Below are 23,716 nucleotides of genomic sequence, written 5' to 3'. Positions count from 1 at the left end.
GACCACGGCGAACGGCGCCCCTAGCTACGGGGCGCCGTTCGGTCGTTCTGCCGGGAGTTGATGTCACAGTGCAAGAATCGCTGACATCAGTGCAAGATCCACTGTCAGATACCTGCAAATCCCGGGTATGTCAGTGTGCAAACCATCATCAGCTGCAGCCGCTGGTGGTGCCGCAGGACTCGCAGACGTGGCAGGCACCGGCGCGCTTCATCTTGATGCCGCACTCGAAGCACATCGGCGCGTCGTGGTCGACCGGGACGCTGCTGCCCTCGAACATCGGGATCGGCGCAGCCTGTGCCACCGCCTGGGGCGTCGGCGCGGTCGGCACGCTCGGCTCCTCGTGGCCGGCACCCTCGTCGAGCATGCGGGTCCGCTCCTCGAGGGTGAAGATCCCGAGGGCCTCGCGCTTCTCGAACGGCAGGTACTCGATCGCGATCTTGCGGGCCAGGTAGTCCACGATCGACGTCGAGAACCGGATCTCGGGGTCGTCGGTCATGCCGGCCGGCTCGAAGCGCATGTTCATGAACTTCGACACGTAGCTCTCGAGCGGCACGCCGTACTGCAGCCCGATCGACACCGAGATGGCGAACGCGTCCAGCAGCCCCGACAGCGTCGAGCCCTGCTTGCCGAGCTTGACGAAGATCTCGCCCAGCCCATCCCCCGGGTACTCACCCGCGGTGATGTAGCCCTTCGCCTCGCCGACCGTGAAGCTGATGGTCTGCGACGGACGGGTCTTGGGGAGCTTGCGCCGCATCGGCACGTGCGCCTCGGCCACCTGCTGGGCGATCTCGGCCGGCGACTTCTCCTTCTTGGAGACCGACAGCGGCTGGGCCACCTTGCAGTTGTCGCGGTAGATGGCGATCGCCTTGATCCCCAGCTTCCACGCGTCGAGGTGCAACTGCTCGACATCCTCAATAGTTGCCGTTTCAGGCAAATTAACAGTCTTGCTGATCGCGCCGCTGATGAACGGCTGGGCCGCCGCCATCATCCCGACGTGACCCATGTAGTGGATCGCGTCGTCACCCATGGCGCACTGGAACACCCGGGTGTGCTCCTCGCGGAGCGCCGGCGCACCGTGGATGGTCTTGTTGTCGGCGATGTAGGCCACGATGGCCTCGACCTGCTCCTCGGCGTACCCGAGGTGGCGCAGCGCCTGCGGCACGGTCTGGTTGACGATCTCGATCGACGCGCCGCCGACCATCTTCTTCATCTTGACCAGACCCAGGTCCGGCTCGATGCCGGTGGTGTCGCAGTCCATCATCAGACCGATGGTGCCGGTCGGCGCCAGGACCGACGCCTGGGCGTTGCGGTAGCCGTGCTCCTCACCGATCTCCAGCGCCTCGTCCCACGCGGTGCGGGCCGCGTCGAGCAGGTCCGGCGCCACCGGACGCGGGTCGATCTCGTCGACCGCGGCGCGGTGCTTGCCGATGACCCGCAGCATCGCCGACTCGTTCTTGGCGTAGCCGTCGTGGGCGCCCTGGACCTTCGCGAGCTCGGCGGAGGTGCGGTAGGCGTGCCCGGTCATCAGGGCCGTGATCGCGCCGGCCCACGCCCGACCCTCGTCGGAGTCGTAGGGCAGACCGATGCTCATCAGCAGGCCACCGAGGTTGGCGTACCCGAGGCCGAGCTCACGGAAGGCCTTGGCGTTCTTCTCGATGCCCTCGGTCGGGTAGGAGGAGAACCCGACGATGATCTCCTGGGCGGTGAAGACCACCTCGACGGCGCGCTTGAACGCCTCGACGTCGAAGCGGTGCGCCTCGTAGTCGTAGAACTTCTTGAGGTTCAGCGACGCGAGGTTGCAGGCCGAGTTGTCGAGGTGCATGTACTCCGAGCACGGGTTGGACCCGTTGATGCGGCCGTGCTCGGGCGAGGTGTGCCAGTCGTTGATCGTGGTGTCGTACTGCAGGCCCGGGTCGGCGCACTCCCAGGCGGCCTGGGAGATCTGGCGCATGACGTCGCGGGCGTCCTTGTGCTCGATCACCTCGCCGGTGGTGACGGCACGCACCGGGTAGGTGGTGCCCTCCTCGTAGGCCTTCATGAACTCGTCGGTGACGCGCACCGAGTTGTTGGCGTTCTGGTACTGGATCGAGGCGTAGTCCTCGCCGTCGAGGTCCATGTCGAACCCGGCCTCGCGGAGGATGCGGATCTTCTTCTCCTCCTTGGCCTTGGTCCAGATGAACTCCTCGATGTCGGGGTGGTCGACGTTGAGGATCACCATCTTGGCCGCGCGACGGGTCTTGCCGCCCGACTTGATCGTCCCCGCCGACGCGTCCGCGCCACGCATGAACGAGACCGGGCCGGATGCCTCGCCGCCGCCCTTGAGGATCTCCTTGGACGAGCGGATGGAGCTGAGGTTGATGCCGGCGCCCGAGCCGCCCTTGAAGATCGTGCCCTCCTCCACGTACCAGTTGAGGATCGAGGACATGGTGTCCTCGACCTGGAGGATGAAGCAGGCCGAGCACTGCGGCTCGTCCTCGACGCCGACGTTGAACCAGACCGGCGAGTTGAACGCGGCCTTCTGGTGCACGAGGAGGTGCTTGAGCTCGGCCTTGAAGACCTCGGCGGAGTCCTCGCCCGTGAAGTAGCCGCCCTCGAGGCCCCAGCCGGTGATGGTGTCGGCCACGCGGTCGATCATCTGGCGGACCGAGGACTCACGCTCGGGGGTGCCGAGGGTCCCGCGGAAGTACTTCTGGGTGACGATCTGGGTCGCCATCATCGACCACGAGGCGGGGAACTCGACCCCGCGCTGCTCGAAGGAGATGGTCTGGTCGCGCCAGTTGGTCAGGACCGCGTCGCGGATCTCCCACTGGAGCTCGTCGTAGGGGTGCACGTCGGGGCGGGTGAAGAAGCGCGTGAAGGACAGACCGGGGGTGGTCCCGGTGACCTGGACGGCGGTGTCGCCGGTCTCGACGGTCAGGTCGTCGGCCCCCGTCGCTGCTGCGGTGTTGCGGTTCGTGTCCGCCATCCCTGTGGCTCCTCTACGTCGACCTGGTCGACATCGTCGGCTCGTCCTGCGTCATCGTGCGTCTCTGGTGCCCCTCCCGGCGGATCGGGCCGGCGCTGGGGCTCATCGTCGTGGTGCGGTGCGACAGGGCTGCCGGTGACAGGATCGTCGGTGACAGGGTCCGGGTCGCGACGGCCGATCGCGCGTGTCCATCGGTGGGGGGCGCCGTTCTCCCGGTCCCGGTGGTGCGAGGGCACCCCGTGAGGCGTTCCTCGGACCAGCGGTGGCGGCTCCCAGCGGTGGAACTACACGCGTGTCGTCCGGTCGATGACTGAACCTGACGAGCCGACCGTACGCAAGCACCTCCACGGGGGGCCATCCCCTTCAACGCACAACAGGTGGGGGTCGATACCGGGTCGAGGCCACAAGATGTTGTGGTCGGCGGGTTGTGCACAGCGCCGTGCCCCCCGCTGTCCACACCATGTTGGGGTCCGTCCACAGGCTGCTGCACAGGGTCGTGCACCGCACGCTGTCGGCAAGCAGCGCGCTGCACGCACGGAGCCGTGCGAGGGTCCGGCCACCGGGGCGTGACGCGGTCGCAACCGGCGAGCCTGCCCGCACGTCCCACCGCCCGAGACCTGCCGCCTCGCCGATGGAGCGCCCGTGTCCTGGTCCGAACACCTCTCCCCGAGCCTCCGCCTGGTGGCCGCAGCGGCGGGCCTCGCGCTGCTGATCACCGGCTGTGGCCGCGGCGAGCCGGTGGCCGGCACCGAGGCCACGGCGACCATCTCGGGAACGCGGGTGGACGACGATGCCGGGGCTGCGCCCGAGGCGGCCGACCGCGACGAGAGCCCGGCTCCCGACGCCGGCCCCACGGCGGATCGCCCGGTCCTGACCGAGGCCGAGCTGCTCGCGCTGTCCGAGGAGGTGTTCGACCGGCTGATGCCGCTGGGTGCGGCGATGTCGGGCGGACCGGACACCGCGCGGGGCGTGGTGTGGATCGACTTCGAGGGGGACCTCGATGCCGCCGAGGAAGCCCTCGGTGACCTCGCCGACCACCCGGCCGTCGAGGTGACGGTCCCCGACTGCGCCGTCTGGGACCCGGCCGACGCGCCGGCGGCAGCGATCGACCTGCCCGGTGAGGGCTCGCTCTGCGGCGGGATGCTGGCCGCCATCGGCGGGATCCTGGTCGGCGACCCCACCACGGGGTGCCTCACCATCGACAGCGACATCGCCCACGGCGACCACACGCCCACCACCATCCTGTGGCCCGCCGGGTGGACCATCACCCCGGACGGGACCATCCACGACCAGCACGGTCAGCCACGCGTGGCCATCGGCGACCGCGTCGAGGCCGGTGGCGGCCACCTCGGCGCGGACAGCGACGCGGTCCCCGAGACGTGCCGCACCGGACCCGGCGACGGCGGCGTGTCGATCCACACCATCCGGAAGGTGGACTGAACCTCGGAGGCGGGCCCGACAGGACCGACCGGGATCGAGCCTCGCGGACACGGTGGGGCCGGCCACGCAGCCTGGTCGCGTAGCCTCCCCCGCAACGGGGCCAGGGCACGCCGCACCGCCCCGGACAGCCCGGAGACACGCGTGAACGACCGCCCCACCCCGACGGACACCGGCCCCGCTGACGGGAAGCCGGCCGAGCCCCTGGCCACGAGCGCGCCAGCCGAGCCCGTCGAGCCGGCCGAGCCGGCCGAGCCGGTCGAGCCGGCCGAGCCGGTCGAGCCAGCCGAGCCGGTCGAGCCGGTCGAGCCAGCCGAGCCGGTCGAGGACTCGCCGTCCGAACCCGTCGTGCAGGCCCCGGCGTCCGAGCCCATCGCCGACGAGGGATCCGCCGTCACCGGGTCGGGCACGCTGGAGGCCGAGCGGGTGCCGTCGTGGCTCGCCAGCCTCGCCGCCTGGATGTGGCGTCTGATCATCGTGCTCATCGGCACGAGCGCATTGCTGGTGGTCGTGGTCCGCCTCGGCCTCGTCACCCTGCCGATCATCGTGGCGCTCATCCTCGCCACGTTCCTGGTCCCCCCCGCCCGGGCGCTCGAGCGGCGCGGGTTCCCGCGCGGCGCCGCCGCCTCCGTCGTGGTGTTCGGCGCCCTCGGCGCGTTCGCCGGGATCATCGCGCTGCTCGCCCCGGCGTTCGTCGAGGAGGTCCAGGAGCTCGGCCCGACCGTCACCGCCGGCCTCGAGGACCTGTTCGGCTTCGTCGAGCGCACCTTCGGCTACGACCAGACCCAGATCCAGGATCTGATCGACCAGGGCCTGCAGCAGCTGCGGGGTCAGACCGGCGCGTTGGCGGGCCAACTCGCCGCCGCCGGCGGTGCCATCGTCCAAGGCATCACCGCCCTGGCCCTGGCGCTGGTCCTGCTGTTCTTCTTCGTCAAGGACGGCGAGCAGATCGTCGCCTGGATGATCGCCCGCACCCCCGACGCCCACCGCGACACCGTCCGCGCCACCGGCCGCCGCGCCTGGACCGCCCTGTCGGGGTTCATCCGCGGGACGGCCCTGGTCGCCCTGGTGGACGCCATCGGCATCGGCGTCGGGCTGGCCATCGTCGGCATCCCCCTGGTGCTGCCGATCGCCGTGGTGACCTTCTTCGCCGGGTTCATCCCCGTCATCGGGGCGTTCATCGCCGGGCTCGTCGCCGTGCTGGTCGCCCTGGCCGCCACCGGCGACTTCACCACCACCCTGATCGTGCTGGCCATCGTGGTCGGCGTGCAGCAGTTCGAGTCCAACGTCCTCCAGCCGGTCATCATGCGCCGCGCGGTGTCGCTGCACCCGGTGGTCATCCTCGCCGCCCTGACCGCCGGCGGTCTGCTCATCGGGATCATCGGCGCCTTCCTCGCCGTCCCCATCGCCGCCGTCGTCTCCGCCGTCGGCAACGAGCTGCGCCTGCGTCACGAGGCCAAGGAGCGCGGCGAACCCGTCGAGGACGAACCCGACCCGCTCGGACCCCCGGACGATCCGGTCCCCACCGACCAGCTCTGACCGCCGCCTCTGATCTCCCGCCTCCGAGCGCCCGGCAGCGCCGCGACGGCAGCGAGGTCCCGACGGGCGTCGACGTGCGACCACGTCCGACCGCCCACCACGGCCGGACGCGTGTCACCCTCCACGGCTAGCGTCACCCGCAGGCGGGGTGGCGGGTGCAGCCGCCCGGCCGGGGCGGGAGGCGACGAGGGTGGACCAGCAGGCGTCGGACGACGAGGTCGAGCGCCGCCGCGGTGAGCGGCGCTCCAGCTGGCGGCGCCCCGACGGCGGCGACGACGCACGCCGGGTGCCCTCGTGGCTGGCCACCGGGGCGGCGTGGGCCTGGCGCCTGCTGGTCCTGCTGCTGCTCGCCGCCGCGTTCATCACCGTCGTCCGGCGCCTCGCCCTCGTCGCCCTGCCGGTCCTGATCGCCCTGGTCCTGGCCACCCTCTGCGTCCCGCCGGCGCGGCGGCTCGAAGCCCGCGGCTGGCCCCGGGCCCTGGCCGCCGGCGTCGTGGTCGGCGGGGGCGTCGCCGTCGTCGGAGGCCTGATCGCCGCGCTCGTCCCGCCGTTCACCGACCAGGTCGGTGAGCTGCAACCCACCCTCGGGGCCGCCTTCGAGCGCATCTTCGAGGTCGTCGCGGCCAGCCCCCTCGACTACGACCGAAGCGACCTCGAGGACCTGCTCAGCCAGCTCGGCGCCCAGTTCGGCGCCGGCGACAACGGCCAGATCGCCGAACAGCTCGCCGCCGGCGCGATCCTGGTGGTCGAGCTCATCACCGGTCTGGTCCTCGCCCTGGTCCTGCTGTTCTTCATGGTCAAGGACGGCGAGCAGATCGTCGGCTGGATCCTGGCCCGCATCCCCCCGGGGTACCGCAACGTCACCCGGGCCTCCGGCGCCCGCGCCTGGATGGCACTGTCCGGCTTCATCCGCGGGACCGCGTTCATCGCGGCCGTCGACGCGCTGCTGATCGGCCTGGCGCTGATGGCCCTGCGCGTGCCGCTGGTGCTGCCGCTGGCGTTGCTGGTCTTCCTCGGCGCGTTCGTGCCCGTCGTCGGTGCGACCGTCAGCGGCCTGGTCGCGGTCCTCGTCGCCCTCGCCAGCGGGGGCCCGTTCACCGCCCTGGCCGTGCTCGGTGTCGTCCTCGCCGTCCAGCAGGTCGAGGGGCAGCTCCTCCAGCCGGTGCTGGTGCGCCGGTCCGTCGCGCTGCACCCGGCGGTGGTGCTGCTCGCGATCGTGGCCGGCGCGTTGCTCGGCGGCATCATCGGGGCGTTGCTGGCCGTCCCGCTGTCGGCCGTCGCGTCGGCAGTGGCCAACGAGCTGCGCCTGCGCCACGAGCTGCACGAGGGGACCATCACCGCCGGTGGGCCCACGCCCGTCGGCCCCGAGGAGATCGGCCACACCGTGGCCCCACCGACCGTGCTCGAGAAGCGCCGCCGGCCACCCACCTGACGAGCCCGCCACGGACGTGACATGCCCCTACCCTGGCCTCTCGGGACGGGGGGACGCGGGTGATCGGAGCAGCGTGGTGATCGGACCAGCGTGGTGATCGGACGGCCCTCGTGGTGGGGGCAGGCCTTCGAGCACGTCGCCGCGCTCGCGCCCATCAAGATCGTCGTCGTGCGCTGGGACGGTGGCGACGATGCGGTCGTCGAGTGGGCCAGCCCGGGCACGGCCGAGCTGGTCGGCATGGAGCCCCGTGACGTCGCCTGGCGCTGCATCAGCGAGGTCTACCCGCAGCGCTACCTGCCGCAGATCATCGAGCAGTTCCGCCAGACCCGCGAACACGGCCGGCTCGCCTACGAGGTCGTCCGCGAGCTGCCGACCGGCCGGCGCACCCTCGACGCGGTGTCCGTCGCGATGGGCGACGACCTGTTCGTCAGCATCGCCCTGGACGTGACCACCGAACGTGAGGCCCAGCGGCGCCTCGAGGAGGTCACACGCCTGACCGGGACCGGCCTCTACCACTGGAACGTCACCACCGGTGAGGTCACCTGGACCGACGAGCTGTTCCGGCTGCTCGGGTACGAACCGGGCGAGGTCGAACCCACCACCGAGCGGTACATCGGCCACATCCACCCCGACGACCGCACGTTCGTCGCCGAGGCGGTCGCCCGCTCCGAAGCGGTCGTCAACCACCGCCACCGCATCGTGCGCCCCGACGGCTCCATCCGCACCGTCGACGCGCGTGGCGAGCCGATCACCGACGACGACGGGCAGCTGCTGTACGTCCTCGGGGTGGTCACCGACGTCACCGACGAGGTCGAGCTCGAACGCCACGCCGCGCTCGTCCAACGCGCCGAGCAGCAACAGCGCACCGCCCTCACCCTCCACGACAGCGTCGTCCAGGCCCTGTCGACCGTGGTGCTCGCCCTGGACCTCGACGAGATCGACACCGCCCGCACCGAAGCGATGGCTGCGGTCGAGGCCGCGCAGCTGGTGGTCGCCGACCTGCTCGCCGAGGTCGCCACCGTCCAGGGCACCATCGAGCCGGGCGCCCTCCGGGTCCGCCCGACCGACGACGGTCCGGCGTGACGCGCACGGTGGTGGTGGTCGACGACGAGCCGGGGCTGCGCCGCCTGCTGCGCCTGCTGCTCGACCGGGACGGCGGCTTCACCGTGCTCGCCGAGGCGGCCGACGGCGTCGCCGCCCTCGAGGCGGTCCGGACCCACGACCCCGACCTGCTGCTGCTCGACCTCGGCCTGCCCGGCCTCGACGGCCTGGAGGTGCTCGAGCAGCTCCAGGGTCAGCCCCGGCCCGCGACCGTGGTCCTGACCGGCTTCACCGACGAGACCACCCACGCCCGGGCGTGCGAACTCGGCGCTGCCGCGTGCCTCGTCAAGGGCACCGACTTCCACCGTGTCGTGCCGACCCTGCACGAGGTCGCCACCTCGGTCGGTTGAACCGCCCGCTCACCGGTCGGCGGGGACCCACGGCGGCCGCGGTGCCTCGATGCGCTCGAGCTGCGAGTCGATGTCGCCGAACCGCTCGGTGCGCCGGTCCCAGTCACGCCACGCGGCGGTGATCTCGTCGCGGTCGCGCGCCACGAAGTTCCACCACATCTCGACCCGTTCCCCGAGCGGCTCGCCACCGAGCACCAGCAGCCGGGCGTCCTCGTGGACCTCGAGCGGCAGCTCGTCGATCCCGGCCGGCACCAGCGCCACCCACCCGGGCTCGACCACCTCGGCGCCGACCTTGACCCGGCCGTCGAGCGGCACCACGGCGTGCTCGAAGGAGCCGGCGGTCGGCACGACCGTGCGGCCCCGCCGGACCTGCAGGTCCACCCCCACCAGCGGCGTGTCGGTCCGCGCGGGCGAGACCGCGTCGCCGACCCGGCCCGCCAGGACCGTGCCGGACGCCCCGTCGAGGTCGACCTCGGGCAGCTCGCCGTGGTGTTCGAACCTCGCCTCGCCGTGGCGGGTGCCCTCCGGCTGCGCCACCCACATCTGGACACCGCGGAACGGCGGCTGCGCGGCGAGCTCGGCGTGCGAGATGCCGTGGCCGGAGGTCATCCAGTTGAGCTGCCCCGGCCGGATCACCTGCTCGGTGCCGAGCGAGTCCTGGTGCAGCGCCTCGCCCTCCAGCAGCCAGGTCACCGTGGACAGGCCGATGTGCGGGTGCGGGCCGACCTCCAGCGGGTCCGGCCGCTCGGCGTCGACCGGCCCCATCAGGTCCACGAAGCACCACGCGCCGACCGTCCGGCGTCCCTTGGTCGGCAGGACCCGCACGATGTCGACGCCGCCCACCTGCGCGGCCCGCCCCTCCCGCGTCTCGATGCCGGCGAGGAGCTCGTCCTCGCAGTCGCGGTCCCGTGGCTCGACCGGTCCGCTCACGATGGTTCCCTCCGCAACGACTCTGGAGGTGACCGTACGCCCCCGCGGCCGGTCCGGCCAGGGCCGCCGCGTGCGGATCAGGCTGCGGGGACGCCCCAGGCGGGCGCGTGGCGGGGCCACGGGGCGAGCCGCTCGAGCTCGGCGGCGACCGACAGGACCGTCGCCTCGCTGCCCCGACGGCCGATGATCTGCACCGCCAGCGGCTGCCCCCCGTGCGAGCCCATCGGGACGGTCGCAGCTGGCACATCGGCGAGGTTCCACGCCGCCGCGAACGGGTAGGTGGTCAGGTTGGCCACCACGTTGGCCAGCCACCCGTCGCGGTGCCACGCGCGGGCGCGCAGCGGCGCCTTGGCGAACATCGGGGTGATCAGCACGTCGTGATCGGTCAGGAGCGGCTCCACGCGGGTGTGCCACCGTTCGGCCTGCGCGTCGCTGACCGGGAAACGCCGAGCCAACCGGTCCCCCAGCGCACCGTGCCGGCGCGTTCGTTCCTGGAGGGCGTCCGGGTCGACCACCAGCTGGCGGACGTCCTCCGAGACCGTCTGGGTCCAACGCAGCAGGGCCGCGACCACCGTCGCCAGCTCGTACGGCGGGTCGGCGTGCACGATCCGGTGGCCAGCGTGCCGCAGCAGACGAGCCGCCTCCGCGGCCGCGTCGATCCACGGTCGCGAGACCAGGATGCCCGGTGCCGGCGGCGCCCACGACACTGCGACCGTCAGCGGCCGCTCCGGCGGCGTGACGTCCGCGAGCTCGGGACGTCCGGTCATCGTGGCCAGCCCGAGCGCCGTATCGGCCACGCAGGTGGCGATGGGTCCGTACCGCGACATCCCGAACCAGAACGGCCGGCCGTCGGGCATCCGCTCGAGGGCGAGGCCACGGCCCGGCTTGATCCCCACGAGGCCACAGCAGCCGGGCGGGATGCGCGCGGACCCGAGCCCGTCGGTGGCCAGCGACAGCGCCACCGTCCCCGCAGCGACGGCGGCGCCGGATCCGCCGGAGGAGCCCCCGGCGGTCCGGGTCGGCTGCCACGGCGACACGGCGGTTCCCGACGGGTCGTCGGAGGTTCCCCAGAGGGACAGCTCGCAGCAGCGGGTGATGCCGACGATCACCGCGCCCGCGGCACGCCACCGGGCCACGACCTCCTCGTCGGCCTCGGCCGGGGCGGGCGAGGTCGCCAGCGACCCGTGGCGGGTCGGCTGGCCCGCGACCGCCGCGACGTCCTTGATCGCGACGGGCACGCCAGCGAGCGGCAACGACGCCCGGTTCGGGTGGGCGTCGACGGCCTCGGCGGCGGCCATCGCCTCGCGCTGCATGACGGTCACGTACGCGCCGAGGCGGTGCTCGACCGACGCGATCTGGTCGAGGTGGGCGCGGACCACGTCCACGGCACGCACGGTGCCGCTGCGTACGGCGGCGGCCAGTTCCACGGCGGGGCGGCCGACCAACTGGCCGTCGGCGGCGGTGACGCCGGACACGCGCGCTCCTGGCTCGAGAAGTCACCAGCCTACGAGGCGTCAGCGCACACCCCGCCTCGGGACCGCACGTTCCCGCGTCGCTACCCCTCCGGCCGGGGACGACGCCCGGCACGTGTCGCCCGCGTACGGCAGAATGGGCCCGGTTCGGCCCACCGGACCACGGACCAACCAGGACCACTCGGTGTCGCGCGTGCGGGCGCGCACCACCCCGGCCGCTTCCCCGGTCGGGACCACCTGGCCGCGGCACCCACGGGGACCCGCGGCCAAGCGACCGACGGGAGCCGGCCGTGAGTGCACGCCACGAGGTCCACCTGCGAGTGCTGACCGGTGAGGATGCCGCCTGGGCGGTCCGCCTCGACGAATCCGCCACCACCACCTACGCCCGGACCCACGACTGGGACGACGAGAAGCTCGCCGCGGAGCTCGATGAGGGCGTCTGGGCCTCCGACGACCGCTTCGCCTGGGCCATCGTGGTCGACGGGGAGCCCGGCGGGCTCGCCCTCGTCACGGGGCTGTCACGCCCCGACGCGGACATGGACATCCGGATCTCGCCCCACCTGCGTGGCCGCGGCGTCGGCCGGGAGGTGCTGCGCCAGCTCGCCGACCACCACTTCGCCGCCAGCCACCACCTGGTCCGTCTCGCCGGCCGCGCCCACGAGGACAACGTCCCGATGCAGCGCGCGTTCAACGCCGCCGGGTTCCGGATGGAGGCGCGCTACCGCGACTCGTTCCTGCAGACCGACGGCGACCTCGCCTCCGAGTGGGGGTACGCGCTGACCCGCGGCGACTGGCGTGCGGGGCGCCACCGCGGCGACGAGCACGGCTACGACCTCCACGGGCTCAGCTTCGCGGTCGAGGAGACCACCTCCGGCCCGCCCGCCCACGGGATGCTCATCAAGTTCCTCCAGGAGGGCCGTCGGGCCATCGCCCGCTACGACGGCCACGAGATCAGCGAGGGAGAACTCGCCGGTGTGCTCGTCGGCGACGTCCTCACCTACCACTTCGTCCACCTGATCGACCACAAGGGCGAGGCGCCGGACCAGGTCGTCGGGCACGGCCGGGCGCGGATCCAGCGTCGCGGTGACGGGCGCCTCGAAGCGGTCGACGAATGGGACACCCCCGCCGGCCTGACGGGCCGGCGTGTCCTGGTCGAACGGCGCGACGCCCAGCGGTGACCGACCGGCCCCGGTGAGGTGTCGGGCGAGCGGCCGGTGGCACGTCAGGACAGGCGCGGCACCTCGTTGACGGCGATGTGCAGCGCCGAGGCGACCGCGTACACCTGACCCTCCTCGTCGAGCAGCGCCGTGCGGACCCGGATCTTGCGGCCCGTCAGCTCGTCGAACCGCGCGGCGACCCGCAGCACCTCGTAGACCGGTGCGTCGCGGTACCAGCGCACCTCCATGCCTCCGAGCAGGCACCCCGCGAACCCGGCGGCGGTCAACGCCGGGGTGGCGGCCCAGACGCCGGGGCAGTCGAGCACGGCCGAGACCAGGATCGGGTCGATGGTCGGACCCGGCTCGGCGAGCGCGTCGTCGACCAGCCACGGCAGGACCACCGCCTCGTCGTTGACGTGCCCCATGGCGCAGCGCTGCGCGTGGGGGTGGGTGTTGCCCGGTCCGCACACGAAGCAGTCGGGGTACGTCGGGTGGAGGACCAGCTCCGGGATCGGCCCGGTGGCCAGCTCGACCAGGTCGGGGATGGCCGGCGGCTGGTCGCGGCCCGCGAGCTCGACGCTGGCCGACACCAGCAGCGTGTCCCCGTGACGCAGCTGGACCTCGTGGTGGGCGACCCCGCCGCCCGGCCGCAGCGCGATGGTCAGGTCGGCGCCGAGCGGTGTCGGCGCGTGGAGGCGCGCCACCACCGAGGTCAACGGCGCCCCGAACGGGTCGGCGAGGCGCGCCGCGGCCGTCGGCACGGCGGTGGCCAGACCACCCTGGAGGATCCCGGCGGGACCATCGAGACCCGGCGCGGCGCGGAACGGACGCACGAGCCAGCCGTCCGCGATGTCGGCGTCCGCACCGATGGTGATGCCGAGCTCGGGCGGTCCGACGGGCAGCCAGCTGGTCAGTGCGACACCTCGTCATCGGGGGCGGCGACCCTATCGAGCGGCCCCGACCGTCCCGTCGTGGGCGTGGCGGCCCTCAGCGTCGGTCCCTCACGTGGGGCCGGCTCAGCGCACGTGCCGCGCCCTGTCCGCGGTCGCTGGCATCTTCGCGGACGCCGGGGGAGGCTGGTGCGACACGCCGGTCGCAAGCTGGCTGCAACCCCGGACCGTCACCGTCGGAGGCAGGACCCGATCGAACCACCGTGGAGGTAGCGACATGATCACCCGGACCGTGACCAACCTCGCGGCGCTGCACCAGCGGGCGCTGGAGGGCTTCGCCGCGCAGGTCGATGCGCTGGAACCCGACCACTGGACCTTGCCCACCCCGTGCGCCGACTGGAACGTGCGAGCGCTGGTCAACCACGTCGCCATCGAGGACCTGTGGACGCCACCACTGCTCGCCGGCAGGACCATCGCCGACGTCGGTGACGCGTTCGACGGTGATCGCATCGGCGCCGTCCCCCCGCAGGCGGTCCACGACGCGGCGGCCGGCGCCATCGCCGCGGCGGCCGAGACCGGCGCCCTGGAGCGGGTGGTCCACCTCTCGTTCGGCGACGTGCCCGCGACCGAGTACGTCTGGCAGGTGACGGCCGACCACCTGATCCACGGGTGGGACCTCGCCCGGGCCGTCGGCGCCGACGAGCGGCTCGATCCGGAGCTGGTCGACGCGTGTGCCGACTGGTTCGCCGACAACGAGGACGCCTACCGGGCGGCCGGCGCCATCGGGCCGAGGGCAGCGCACCAGCCGAGGGGCCCGCAGGAGCAACTGCTCGTGGCGTTCGGTCGCCAGCCGTGACGGACCGGTTGCCGAGCGCACCAGGGTCCTCGCCTCGAGGTCGTCCGGGTCGTAGGTTCCGCCCGTGCGGCCGGCCCTCCGGCCCCCCGGCGCCGACCTCACGGTGACGGGCCCGACTCCCGGGAGACACCGGTGCGCTGTCCGGTCTGCGGCCTCGACGACGACAAGGTCGTCGACTCGCGCCCCGTCCCGGTCGGCGACGCGATCCGCCGGCGCCGCGAGTGCCGCGCCTGCGGCCACCGGTTCACCACCTTCGAGCGCATCGAGCGCCCCGAGCTGCTGGTCCGCAAGCGGTCCGGGACGGTGTCGGCGTTCTCGCGCGCCAAGGTCCTCGAGGGGATGAGCCGGGCGGCCAAGAGCCGGGTCCCCGCCGCGGAACTCGACCGCGCCAGCGCCGCTGTCGAGACCTCCCTGCGCGACCTCGGCGTCACCGAGGTGACCTCCGAGCAGGTCGGCCTCGAGGTCCTCGCCCAGCTCCGTGACCTCGACCATGTCGCCTACGTGCGCTTCGCCAGCGTCTACAAGGACTTCCAGGGCCCCGAGGACTTCGAGAAGGAACTCTCGGTCCTCCGCAAGGAAGCCCCACCGAAGTCCGCCTGACCCCGCCAGCCCGCCCCCACAACCGGCGCAGGGGTGACGGTTCCCGGGAGCCGGCACGGTGCAGCGGCCGCCCGGCGTCCCCCCCCACCGGCTGCCCCAGCAGCATGGGAACCCGCGTATCCGCGTGTTCACGGCGAGACACAGCCCCACCGACCGCCCCAGAAGCGAGGAAACCCGCGTATCCGCGTGTTCACGGCGAGACACAGCCCCACCGACCGCCCCAGAAGCGAGGGAACCCGCGTATCCGCGTGTTCACGGCGAGACACAGCCCCACCGACCGCCCCAGAAGCGAGGGAACCCGCGTATCCGCGTGTTCACTGCCGGGCGGGGTCCGGTCTGGTGCGGCCCCACGACCGTCGCCCGCGCCCGTGGCACGGGCAGACCCCCGCCGGGGCGGGGGTCTTCCGACTGCGGCGGCCGGTGGGAGTGGCCGCCGTCAGCGGGCCGGGAGCAGGATCACCGTCCACGGGTCGACCGAGCCACCGTCGAACCCGTTGAGGTCGACGATCGCCTCGAGCTGCTGACGCGTGTCGACGCCCGCCGGTGCGGTGGCGGCCGCCACGTCCCAGAGGGTCTCGCCCGGTCCCACGGTGACGGTGCCGGCGACCGGGTCGGCGAGGTCCGCGCCCGCCGTCACCCGGCCGATCGCCACGGTCAGCAGGAAGGCGAGCAGGACGAGGACCGCCACCGCACCGATCCGCCGCCGCCACGCCGAGGCGCGGGTGGCCGGCCGCAGGGTGGCGACCTCGGCAGCGGTGGGCGGTGCGGTGAGCGCGGGCACGAACCGTGCACGACGCTCGGACGTCGTGACGGGCACGATGACGGGTGTCCACCGGGGGGCTGGCGTCGGCTGGACGTCGATCGTGGGCTGGGCGCTCATCGGGGTGGCTCCTACGGGCTGAGTGGTGCTCGGTGGTGTCCCTGGGTGCTGGTGGTGCTGGTGGTGCCGGTGGTGCCGGTGTGGGTCGCATCCTGCGCCGGGGGTGTGACACGGATCCCACGTGGCCCGGGGCGGCCCGAACGGCTGTTCGTCGAACACCTGTTCCACCACCCTGCCGAACGCGCGTTCGGTGGTCAAGCCCCAACGTGCCGAACGGGTGTTCGCGTGCGGCGACCGACCGTGGTAGCGTGGCGAACGCCCGTTCGGACGAGGGAGCCTCCACGTGGCCAGCTCGCAACCGCCCCAAGGTCCAGCTCAGGACCCGCTCGTGACCGACCCGCCCGTGACCGACATCGCTGCCGCCCGCGCCGCCAACACCGGTGAGCTCACCGAACGTCAGCGCGCCATCCTCGAGGTCATCCACGCCCACGTGGACGCCCACGGCTACCCGCCGTCGGTGCGCGAGATCGGCGACGCCGTCGGGCTGAAGTCGTCCTCGTCGGTGCACGCGCAGCTCGAGACCCTCGAGGCCAAGGGGTACCTGCGCCGGGACCCGACCAAGCCGCGGGCCCTCGAGATGGGACGTGACCCCGACACCGACCTCGCCGTGCGGCCGTCGTCGGGACGCAACGTCCCGCTCGTGGGTGAGATCGCCGCCGGTGGTCCGATCCTGGCCGAGGAGCGGGTCGAGTCGGTCTACGCCCTCCCGAAGGAGCTGGTCGGCGACGGGCAGCTGTTCATGCTCCGCGTCCGCGGTGAGTCGATGATCGAGGCCGGTGTCATGGACGGCGACCTCGTGGTCGTGCGCGAGCAGCCGAAGGTCGAGCAGGGCGAGATGTGCGCCGCCCTCATCGACGGCGAGGCGACCGTGAAGTTCTTCCGTCGCACCAAGGCCGGTGAGGTCTTCCTCGACCCAGCCAACGAGCGGTTCGAGCCCATCCCGGTCACGGCCGACAACGATGCCCACATCATGGGCAAGATCGTCACGGTGCTGCGCAGCGTCAACTGACGACGACACCCCGCATCGATGGCCCGCCGGACCCCGGCGGGCCATCGCCGTGTGCGCCCGGCAGGTGCGCGCGGGCTTGGGCCGTCGGGCCGTCGCCACCGGGGCCGAACTGCAGGGTCCCGCCCCGAGAACGTCACCTCGTCCGGGGCCCGACGGCCCTGCCAGCCGCAGGGTGGCGCTCGTACGGTCCCAGCACCCACACACGAGGCTCACGTGACCGCCCGCACACTCGCTTCCATCGGATCGATCGTCCTCGGTGTCCTGCTGATCGTCGGTGGCATCGCCACCTGGGCACTGGTCAGCAGCACCCTCGCCGAGCAGAACATCACCACCCCCGACGATGCCTGCCTGCCCGAGCGTGAGGTCACCGGCCCGTTCACGGCCTACTGCCAGGCGCAGATCATCCAGGAGCACACCCTCGCCTCGACCGACGGTCTGACCTACGCCGAGCTCGACCGTGAGGACCCGCGCCGCGACATGGCCATGAACTCCTCCTTCCTCCAGGCCTCGCTGTTCACCTCGATCCTGGCGTTCGGTGTCGCCGCGATGGCCGCCGGGATGGGCGTGATCTTCGTCCTCATCGGCCTCGGCATGCGTGACGTCCGTCAGGTCGTCGAGCAGCCGGTCCGCACCTGACCACAGCGACACCGATGGCCCGCCGGTCCCCCTCGGGCGGGCCATCGTCGTGTCCGTCACCGGTCGACGTCCCGGCGAGGCAGGGCCCGGAACAGGGCGAGCCACGCCTCGACCGGTAGGCGCGACGGCGGACGCACCGTCTCCACCGCCGCCGCACGGCTGACCGTCCGGGCCACCTTCGACCCGAGGGCCACCTCGAGGCGGTCCGCCGCCGTCCGACCCGACGCCCGGAACACCCGGTCCACGAAGGCGTCCCACTCGGCGAACCGCGCCGGTGACAACCACGGCACCGGGCGGGGACGGACCTGGAGGATGGCCGCATCCGTGGCCGGCACCGGACGGAACACCTGCCGCGACACCCGGTCGTGGACGGTCAGCTCGAACCACGGCGCCCACCCGAGCGAGAACCGCCCGACCGCCGGCGCACCGCTGACCCGCCGGGCGGTCTCGAGCTGCAGCAGCAGCGTGGCGTCCACGAGCGGCACGGCGCCACCGAGGAGCCGGCGCAGGATCGCGGTCGTCGCCCCGAAGGGCGGGTTGGCGATCACCCGGAACGGCTCGGTGGGCAGCGCCACCTCCAAGGCGTCACCGGCCACGACCTCCAGGCCCGGACGGCCGGCGAGGTCGCGGCGCAGTGCCGTGACCCAGGTGGGGTCCAGCTCGACGGCGACCACCCGCGCCCCACGATCGAGCAGCGGGCGCGTCAACGCACCCCGACCTGCGCCGAACTCCACGACCAGGTCACCGCGGGCCACCGCGGCGAGGTCGAGCATCCGCGCCGCGACGCGGTCGTCGGTGAGGAAGTTCTGACCGAGCTGGCGACGACGCACGTCGCGCTGGCTGCGGGCGTCGCGGGGCGGACGCCCCGACGACGAGCGGGGCGGACGCCCCGAGGCGGAACGGGGACCACGCCCCGAGGAACCATGGCGAGCCACGGTGAGCCCTGTCATCCGGATCCGGACACGACAGAGCACCGCGACCCGGGAGGGTTCGCGGTGCCCGCGGGCTCACATCAGAGGTACATCACCAGGTTCTGCATGCCGCGACCCTACCGCGCCGATCGTCACGACGTCGGGCGCGGGCGACCCTCGCGGAGGCCGCGGACGAAGGCGCGGGGGGTCGCGACGAGGACGGCGAGGGCCACCGTCGTGCCCGGGAACCACAGGGCGGCCGCGATGGGGTGCAGATCGGCAGCCTGGACGGGCATCATTAGCGCCGTCAGGACCACCGACACGGGGACCAGGGGGTCACCGAGCACCGGCCGGTCGATCCCCCAGGTCGTCCGCCGGTCGTCCGCGGGGACCGGGTAGCCGCCGTCGCGGGCGAGCTGCTCGTTGGCCCGCCGAGCCCGGGTGACCTGCACCGGATCGGCCAGGACGCCGACCGCCCACAGCCAGGCGATGACCAGCGCTGTCCAGGGGCTGCCCGTCACGCCCAACACCACCGTGATCCCCAGGACCACGGCGAGCAGGTGCACCCCGGGCCACCGGCACGCACGGTCCTCGATCTGGCGTTGGAGCGCGGCCAGGACCACCGCCCGGTCGGGCTGGGTCGCGTGACGGCCGTCCGCGGCGCTGCGCAGCAGCTCGGTCCGCTGGTCCTCGTCGAACGCGGCCCAGACCATCGCGGCGGGCTCGGTCTCCGGTGGCCGGAGCCGCGCGAGGCGCCGGCCGGCGCGGAGCGCGAGCACCCCGCTGCTGCTCAACGCAGCGCCTCGGCGGTGGTCGCCACCTCGGCGAACTCACCGTCGAGCGCAGCGGCGGTCGCCCGGCGCATCTCCTCGGCGGTGACCACCCCTCCCCCGACGGCCGGCCGGTCGAACGAGACGGTCGCGTCGAGGACGAACCGCACGTCGTAGCCGAGGTTGCCCGCCATGCGGGCGGTGGTCTCGCAGCAGTGGGAGGTGGTGATCCCGCAGATCGCGAGCTCGCCGAGCCCGGCGCCCTGGAGCCAGGCGTGCAGGTCCGGCTCGCCGTAGAAGCAGGAGTTGACCGACTTGATCACCAGCAGCGCGGGCTCGACGGCGGCGACCGCGTCCACCAGGTCGTTGCCCGGCTGACCGGGCCGGAGGGGCGAGCCGTCCTGCACCGAGTCGTGCCGCACGACCACGATCGGGTCGCCGCGGTCCTGCCACGCGCCGATCAGCCGGGCGATGTTCGCCTCGGCGTCGACCTCGTCACGGCGTCCCCACGACGGGTCGTCGAACCCGCGCTGCACGTCCACGACCACCAACGCACGCGCCACCCTGGACTCCTCTCGCGCCGCGGCCGTCAGTCGCGTTCCCAGGCCTCGGGCTCCTCGGCGAACGGATCCTCGAGCAGATAGGGGCGCAGCTGCCTCGCCGCGCGCACGTCGAGGTCGACCACCAGCTCGGTGCCCTCGTCGTCGTGCACCTCCTTGACCACGTTGCCGCGGCGGTGGGCCAGCGCGACCAGCTCACCCTGCGCGTACGGGAGGTTGGCGGTGACCCGCACGCGGCGGCCGGGCAGGCGCAGCTGGATGCGTTCGACGAGGTCGTCGGCGCCCTCGCCGGTCCACGCCGACACCGCGACCGGGTCCGCGCCGAGCTCGACCTGCAGCCGCCGGGACAGCGCGTCGACGGTGGCCTGGTCGGCCTGGTCGATCTTGTTGAGCACGAGCTGCTCGGGGACCTGGTCGGCGCCGATCTCCTCGAGCACCTCGCGGACCGCCACGATGTGCTGCTCGGCCTCCGGGTGCGAGGCGTCGACCACGTGGACCAGCAGGTCCGCCTTGGCCGACTCCTCGAGGGTCGACTTGAACGCCTCGACGAGACCGTGGGGCAGCTTCTGGACGAACCCGACGGTGTCGGTCAGCACCACGTCCGACCCATCCTGCAGGTCGAGACGGCGCACGGTCGGGTCGAGGGTCGCGAACAGCTTGTCCTCGACCAGGACCTCGCTGCCGGTCAGGCGGTTGAGCAGCGACGACTTGCCCGCGTTGGTGTAGCCGACGATGGCGGCGACCCGGACGCGGTTGCGGTCCCGGTCGGCGGACTTCGTCTCGCGGATCTGGGCGAAATCCTTGAGGTCGCGGCGCAGCTTGGTCATGCGGCGCATGATCCGCCGGCGGTCGACCTCCAGCTGGGTCTCACCCGGCCCGCGACCACCCATGCCGCCACCGCCGGCCACGCGGCCACCGGCCTGGCGGGACAGCGCGGTCCCCCAGCCGCGTAGGCGAGGCAGCAGGTAGGTCAGCTGGGCGAGCTCGACCTGGGCCTTGCCCTCGCGGGAGGTCGCGTGCTGGGCGAAGATGTCGAGGATCACGATGGTGCGGTCGAGCACCTTCTGCCGGATCCCCTCCTCCAGGGCGCGCTGCTGGGCCGGGGCGAGGTCGTCGTCGAACACGACCGCGTCGGCGTCCATCGCCGCGGCGAGGTCCTTGAGCTCGGTGACCTTGCCGCGGCCGATGTAGGTCGCGCTGTCGGGCGCGTCGCGGCGCTGCACGACTCGCTCGACGACCACGGCGCCGGCGGTGTCGAGCAGCGAGGTCAGCTCGTCGAGGGACGCCTCGACCTCGGCGGCGGTGCGGCCGGGGAGCTGGACACCGACGATCACGGCCCGCTCGACGGGCCGGATGATGTCGACGCCCTCCTGGGGGGCGCCCTCCTCGACCACGTCCCGGCGTCGGCGGCGCAGCTCGGCACGCGTGAGCGCCCGGTCGTCGTCCGCCAGGTCACCGACGCGTTCGAGGCTGCCCTCGGTCGCGGCGTGCAGATCGTCGGTGGCCTGGTCGTCGCCGGAGCGGTCGTCGCCGAAGCGGTCGTCGTGGTGCTGGTCGTCGGGTCGTCGCGCGGTCAGGGGAACGTTCCTCTCACGAGCTCGCGGTGCGGCGCGTCGTCGGCCGCGTCCCGGAGCCAATCGTCGGTGAGGTGGCAGCTGGCCACCTCGGTGGCGGGACCACGCATGGTGACGGTCCCGCCAGGTAGGTGGGTGACCTGGAGGACCCCGCCGGGCAGGGACACCGCCACGACCGGGTCGACGAGGTCGAGACGTTGCAGGGCCACCACCGCCGCGCACGCGCCGGTGCCGCACGCGGCGGTCTCACCGACGCCGCGCTCCCAGACCCGCAGCCGGACCGAGCCGCGGTCGACGACCTCGACGAAGCCGGCGTTGACCTTGGCGGGGAACCGCGGGTGCACCTCGACCAGCGGGCCGAGGGTGGTCACCGGCGCCGTCGTCACGTCGTCGACCACGGTCACCGCGTGCGGGTTGCCCATGGAGACCACGCTGACCGACAGCACCTGACCACCGACCTGCAGATCGTGCTGCAGCGCGTCCTGGTCGTCGGTCTCGAACGGCACCTCCGCCGGCACCACGATCGGCGGGCCCATGTCGACCGTGACCTCGGCGACCGTGCCGTCCTCGCCGCGGTGCACGACCACGGGCTTGGTCCCGCCGCGGGTCGCGACGCGGACAACCTCACCGTGGGTGCCGGCGACGTCACCGTCCACGGGCTGTACGAGGCCGTGGTCGACCGCGAGCTTGGCGGTGACGCGGACCCCGTTGCCGCACATCTCCACCGCGCCGCCGTCGGCGTTGCGGTAGTCCATGAACACGTCGGCGTCGGGCTGGTCGGCCGGGGGCGCACCGAGGCGGATGACCCCGTCGCCGCCGATCCCCCGGCGACGGTCGGTCAGGGCGCGCACGAGCGCGACCGGCACTTCGAGCCGGTCGTCCACGTCGGGGAGCACCACGAAGTCGTTCCCGGTGCCATGCGCCTTGATCGCGTCCATCCCGCCGAGGGTAACGCCGGGGGTACCGTCCTGGGCCGAGGCTGAGGGGATGGTCGATGGGACGCCGGGCGCGCCGCGGGTGCCCGGCCTGCGGCGTGCCCGTCGCCCGTCCGGCACGCGGGACCACCGCCCGCTGGTGCGGGGCGTGCGGCGCGCCGCTGACGCGGGCCGCAGGGGCGCACGCTGCGGGATCCGACACCCCCGGCCACGGCACCCAAGGCGGCGACACCCCGGGGCCCACGTCCCGGGCCAGGAAGGTGGCGCTCGGTGGGGTGGCCGCCATCGGGCTCGTGGCCGTCGCGACGACGTTCGGTGGCGCGTCGTTGGACAGTTTCGCGCCGGCGCCTGCGCCGAACCTCGACGTCGACCTCGGCCGGGACGAGATCGCCGCGGTCACCGGGGATCCTGTCGGCGAGGAGGGGCCGGTGTGCCTGCGCGACCCGGCCTGCGTGGTGTGGATCGAGCAGGCCAGCGTCGCCGGACGCGTCCCGACCGCCACCGTCGCCGACGACCTGACCCTGGTCCGGGTGCACGACGGGCTCGAGGCCCGCACCACCAGCGATGGCGAGCTGCGGTGGCACACGCCCCTCACCACCCACCCCAGCCTCGGCGGCCACCTGCCCGTGCTCACCGCGGGAGGGCTCGCACTCGTGACCGCCGACGTCGACGGGGACGCCGCCCTGCTCGGCATCGACCTGCGCAGCGGCGCCCCCCGGTGGCGGCTGGCAGGTGTCGCCGAGGTGGAGGACGCCCGCGCGCACGCCGGGACGCTGCTGGTCCAGGTGCAGCGCCCAGAGCCGGAGGTCGTCGCGGTGGACGCCACCTTCGGCGAGGTCCGGTGGTCGACCGGGGGCGACCTGCTGCACCTGCTCGACGATGGCGCTGTCGTGGTCGGCGACGGCGAGGTGGCCGTGCTCGACAGCGCCGGCGACACCGTCTGGCGCCGAGCGCTCGACGACGACCTCGACCCGGCGTGGCTCGGCGTGACCGGGCGGTTCCTGCGCGTGTACGACGCCCACGGCCGCAGCGGCCGGCACCTCGCGATCTCGGACGGTGACCCCCTCGAGGTCGACGGCGAGCTCGTGCCGGTCGCCGACCTCCTCGGCGCCCCCCGCGCGCCCTTCCGCGCCGACCTCGCTGCCCTGGTCACCCGGCGGTCCGACGGTGCCACTGACCTCACGCTCGTCGACGGCGACGAGATCGCCTGGCGCGTCACGCTCGCGCAGCTCGGCTGCTGTGCGCCGATCCAGCTCGACGGCGACGACCGCATCGTGGTGCCGGCGGGCGACGGCGGCCGCTGGTCGTTGGCTCGGGACGACGGGAGCGTCCTCGACCGCGCCGGCCCGCCCGAGGACCCGGCCAGCGCGACGGCGCTGCCGAGCTACGGCGGCGTCACGGTCGCCGAGGCCGACGTGGCCAGCGCGCGCTCCGACCTCGTGCTGGTCGACGACCAGCAGCGGACCGCACGGCTGCCCGCCGGTTCCTGGCCGGTGGGTGCGACCGACGAGATCGTGGTCGTCCGCAGCCCCAGCTGGGTCGCGGCGATCCGCCGGGACGCCGACCGGGACGACGGCTAGCGTCCGCCGTCACGGGGAACGGAGGGCCGGGGTGGCCGACGGGGTGGTGGCACGGGCGCGGAGCTGTCCGGACTGCGACGCGCCGATCGAGAGCCGCTCGGCACGCTGGTGCGGCTCGTGCGGTGCCGCCCT

21 protein-coding genes are annotated in these 23,716 nt (G+C 73.3%); 11 read left to right on the top strand and 10 right to left on the bottom strand.

Features of this window, described 5'->3' with window-relative positions; all coding sequences use genetic code 11:
* Positions 1–148: 148 nt before the first annotated feature.
* Positions 149–2,965, bottom strand: coding sequence for a vitamin B12-dependent ribonucleotide reductase (locus NITAL_RS13270; protein WP_083441546.1), 2,817 nt, complete (start codon positions 2,963–2,965; stop codon positions 149–151).
* Between the two features lie 642 nt (positions 2,966–3,607).
* Here NITAL_RS13270 and NITAL_RS13265 point away from each other — a divergent pair.
* The 5 genes from NITAL_RS13265 (at position 3,608) to NITAL_RS13245 (ending at position 8,824) form a co-directional block, all read left to right on the top strand.
* Positions 3,608–4,405 (top strand): hypothetical protein, encoded by a 798-nt coding sequence (locus NITAL_RS13265; protein WP_052666741.1) that lies wholly within the window; start codon positions 3,608–3,610, stop codon positions 4,403–4,405.
* A 141-nt stretch (positions 4,406–4,546) separates the two neighbouring features.
* Entirely contained in the window at positions 4,547–5,941 is a 1,395-nt protein-coding gene (locus tag NITAL_RS13260) for an AI-2E family transporter (RefSeq protein ID WP_211262397.1), read from the top strand.
* A 190-nt stretch (positions 5,942–6,131) separates the two neighbouring features.
* Positions 6,132–7,373, top strand: coding sequence for an AI-2E family transporter (locus tag NITAL_RS13255; protein WP_052666739.1), 1,242 nt, complete (start codon positions 6,132–6,134; stop codon positions 7,371–7,373).
* A gap of 93 nt (positions 7,374–7,466) precedes the next feature.
* Positions 7,467–8,456: a PAS domain-containing protein gene (locus NITAL_RS13250; RefSeq protein ID WP_169786834.1), complete on the top strand. Its 990-nt coding sequence runs from the start codon at positions 7,467–7,469 to the stop codon at positions 8,454–8,456.
* Complete coding sequence (locus NITAL_RS13245; protein ID WP_052666736.1) at positions 8,453–8,824, top strand: response regulator; 372 nt, start codon at positions 8,453–8,455, stop codon at positions 8,822–8,824. Before NITAL_RS13250 ends, NITAL_RS13245 begins: the two co-directional genes overlap by 4 nt.
* A gap of 9 nt (positions 8,825–8,833) precedes the next feature.
* On the opposite strand, the gene NITAL_RS13240 is transcribed toward NITAL_RS13245, so the two are convergent.
* Both NITAL_RS13240 and NITAL_RS13235 read right to left on the bottom strand, forming a co-directional pair.
* The gene (locus NITAL_RS13240; protein ID WP_052666734.1) at positions 8,834–9,754 is read right to left on the bottom strand and encodes a pirin family protein; all 921 of its coding nucleotides are present in this window, start codon (positions 9,752–9,754) and stop codon (positions 8,834–8,836) included.
* A gap of 77 nt (positions 9,755–9,831) precedes the next feature.
* Positions 9,832–11,229, bottom strand: a complete 1,398-nt coding sequence (locus NITAL_RS13235; protein WP_052666732.1) for an amidase — start codon at positions 11,227–11,229, stop codon at positions 9,832–9,834.
* 287 nt (positions 11,230–11,516) lie between these two features.
* Between NITAL_RS13235 and NITAL_RS13230 the strand changes: the two genes are divergently transcribed.
* Positions 11,517–12,404 carry a GNAT family N-acetyltransferase gene (locus tag NITAL_RS13230; RefSeq protein ID WP_052666730.1) on the top strand — a complete coding sequence of 296 codons (888 nt, stop codon included), beginning with the start codon at positions 11,517–11,519 and terminating at the stop codon, positions 12,402–12,404.
* Between the two features lie 44 nt (positions 12,405–12,448).
* Here the strand turns inward: NITAL_RS13230 and NITAL_RS13225 are convergent, their stop codons facing one another.
* Complete coding sequence (locus NITAL_RS13225) at positions 12,449–13,216, bottom strand: hotdog family protein (RefSeq protein WP_052666729.1); 768 nt, start codon at positions 13,214–13,216, stop codon at positions 12,449–12,451.
* A 334-nt stretch (positions 13,217–13,550) separates the two neighbouring features.
* On the opposite strand from NITAL_RS13225, the gene NITAL_RS28065 reads away from it, so the two are divergent.
* Complete coding sequence (locus NITAL_RS28065) at positions 13,551–14,129, top strand: TIGR03086 family metal-binding protein (RefSeq protein ID WP_052666727.1); 579 nt, start codon at positions 13,551–13,553, stop codon at positions 14,127–14,129.
* Between the two features lie 132 nt (positions 14,130–14,261).
* Positions 14,262–14,729, top strand: a complete 468-nt coding sequence (gene nrdR, locus NITAL_RS13215) for a transcriptional regulator NrdR (protein ID WP_052666725.1) — start codon at positions 14,262–14,264, stop codon at positions 14,727–14,729.
* A 436-nt stretch (positions 14,730–15,165) separates the two neighbouring features.
* Here the strand turns inward: nrdR and NITAL_RS13210 are convergent, their stop codons facing one another.
* Entirely contained in the window at positions 15,166–15,609 is a 444-nt protein-coding gene (locus NITAL_RS13210; protein WP_052666724.1) for a hypothetical protein, read from the bottom strand.
* A gap of 328 nt (positions 15,610–15,937) precedes the next feature.
* On the opposite strand from NITAL_RS13210, the gene lexA reads away from it, so the two are divergent.
* Together lexA and NITAL_RS13200 are read left to right on the top strand one after the other, a co-directional pair.
* Complete coding sequence (gene lexA, locus NITAL_RS13205) at positions 15,938–16,618, top strand: transcriptional repressor LexA (protein WP_083441542.1); 681 nt, start codon at positions 15,938–15,940, stop codon at positions 16,616–16,618.
* A gap of 213 nt (positions 16,619–16,831) precedes the next feature.
* Positions 16,832–17,254 (top strand): hypothetical protein, encoded by a 423-nt coding sequence (locus tag NITAL_RS13200; RefSeq protein ID WP_052666722.1) that lies wholly within the window; start codon positions 16,832–16,834, stop codon positions 17,252–17,254.
* A 56-nt stretch (positions 17,255–17,310) separates the two neighbouring features.
* Here NITAL_RS13200 and erm read toward each other — a convergent pair whose 3' ends face one another.
* The 5 genes from erm to dapF form a co-directional block, all read right to left on the bottom strand.
* Positions 17,311–18,084, bottom strand: coding sequence for a 23S ribosomal RNA methyltransferase Erm (gene erm / locus NITAL_RS13195; RefSeq protein ID WP_052666720.1), 774 nt, complete (start codon positions 18,082–18,084; stop codon positions 17,311–17,313).
* A 233-nt stretch (positions 18,085–18,317) separates the two neighbouring features.
* Positions 18,318–18,959, bottom strand: a complete 642-nt coding sequence (locus NITAL_RS13190) for a hypothetical protein (RefSeq protein ID WP_157041816.1) — start codon at positions 18,957–18,959, stop codon at positions 18,318–18,320.
* The gene (locus tag NITAL_RS13185) at positions 18,956–19,498 is read right to left on the bottom strand and encodes a cysteine hydrolase family protein (protein WP_083441540.1); all 543 of its coding nucleotides are present in this window, start codon (positions 19,496–19,498) and stop codon (positions 18,956–18,958) included. The genes NITAL_RS13190 and NITAL_RS13185 overlap by 4 nt, the downstream gene beginning before the upstream one ends.
* Before the next feature lie 26 nt (positions 19,499–19,524).
* Complete coding sequence (gene hflX / locus NITAL_RS13180; protein WP_211262396.1) at positions 19,525–21,132, bottom strand: GTPase HflX; 1,608 nt, start codon at positions 21,130–21,132, stop codon at positions 19,525–19,527.
* A complete protein-coding gene (gene dapF, locus NITAL_RS13175; protein ID WP_052666713.1) occupies positions 21,069–22,007 on the bottom strand; it encodes a diaminopimelate epimerase in 939 nt (312 codons plus the stop codon). The genes hflX and dapF overlap by 64 nt, the downstream gene beginning before the upstream one ends.
* Positions 22,008–22,063: 56 nt before the next feature.
* Between dapF and NITAL_RS13170 the strand changes: the two genes are divergently transcribed.
* Positions 22,064–23,584: a PQQ-binding-like beta-propeller repeat protein gene (locus NITAL_RS13170; RefSeq protein ID WP_169786833.1), complete on the top strand. Its 1,521-nt coding sequence runs from the start codon at positions 22,064–22,066 to the stop codon at positions 23,582–23,584.
* Positions 23,585–23,716 lie beyond the last annotated feature (132 nt).

It is taken from the genome of Nitriliruptor alkaliphilus DSM 45188 (assembly GCF_000969705.1).
Taxonomy (GTDB): Bacteria; Actinomycetota; Nitriliruptoria; order Nitriliruptorales; family Nitriliruptoraceae; genus Nitriliruptor; species Nitriliruptor alkaliphilus.
This window is presented reverse-complemented; position numbering and strand designations above follow the sequence as displayed.

What these genes read in the sequence shown, in the direction of transcription:
- dapF (WP_052666713.1), bottom strand. Translation starts at nt 22,007, where the DNA reads ATGGACGCGATCAAGGCGCATGGCACCGGGAACGACTTCGTGGTGCTC.
- NITAL_RS28065 (WP_052666727.1), top strand. Translation starts at nt 13,551, where the DNA reads ATGATCACCCGGACCGTGACCAACCTCGCGGCGCTGCACCAGCGGGCG.
- NITAL_RS13270 (WP_083441546.1), bottom strand. Translation starts at nt 2,965, where the DNA reads ATGGCGGACACGAACCGCAACACCGCAGCAGCGACGGGGGCCGACGAC.
- NITAL_RS13170 (WP_169786833.1), top strand. Translation starts at nt 22,064, where the DNA reads ATGGGACGCCGGGCGCGCCGCGGGTGCCCGGCCTGCGGCGTGCCCGTC.
- NITAL_RS13210 (WP_052666724.1), bottom strand. Translation starts at nt 15,609, where the DNA reads ATGAGCGCCCAGCCCACGATCGACGTCCAGCCGACGCCAGCCCCCCGG.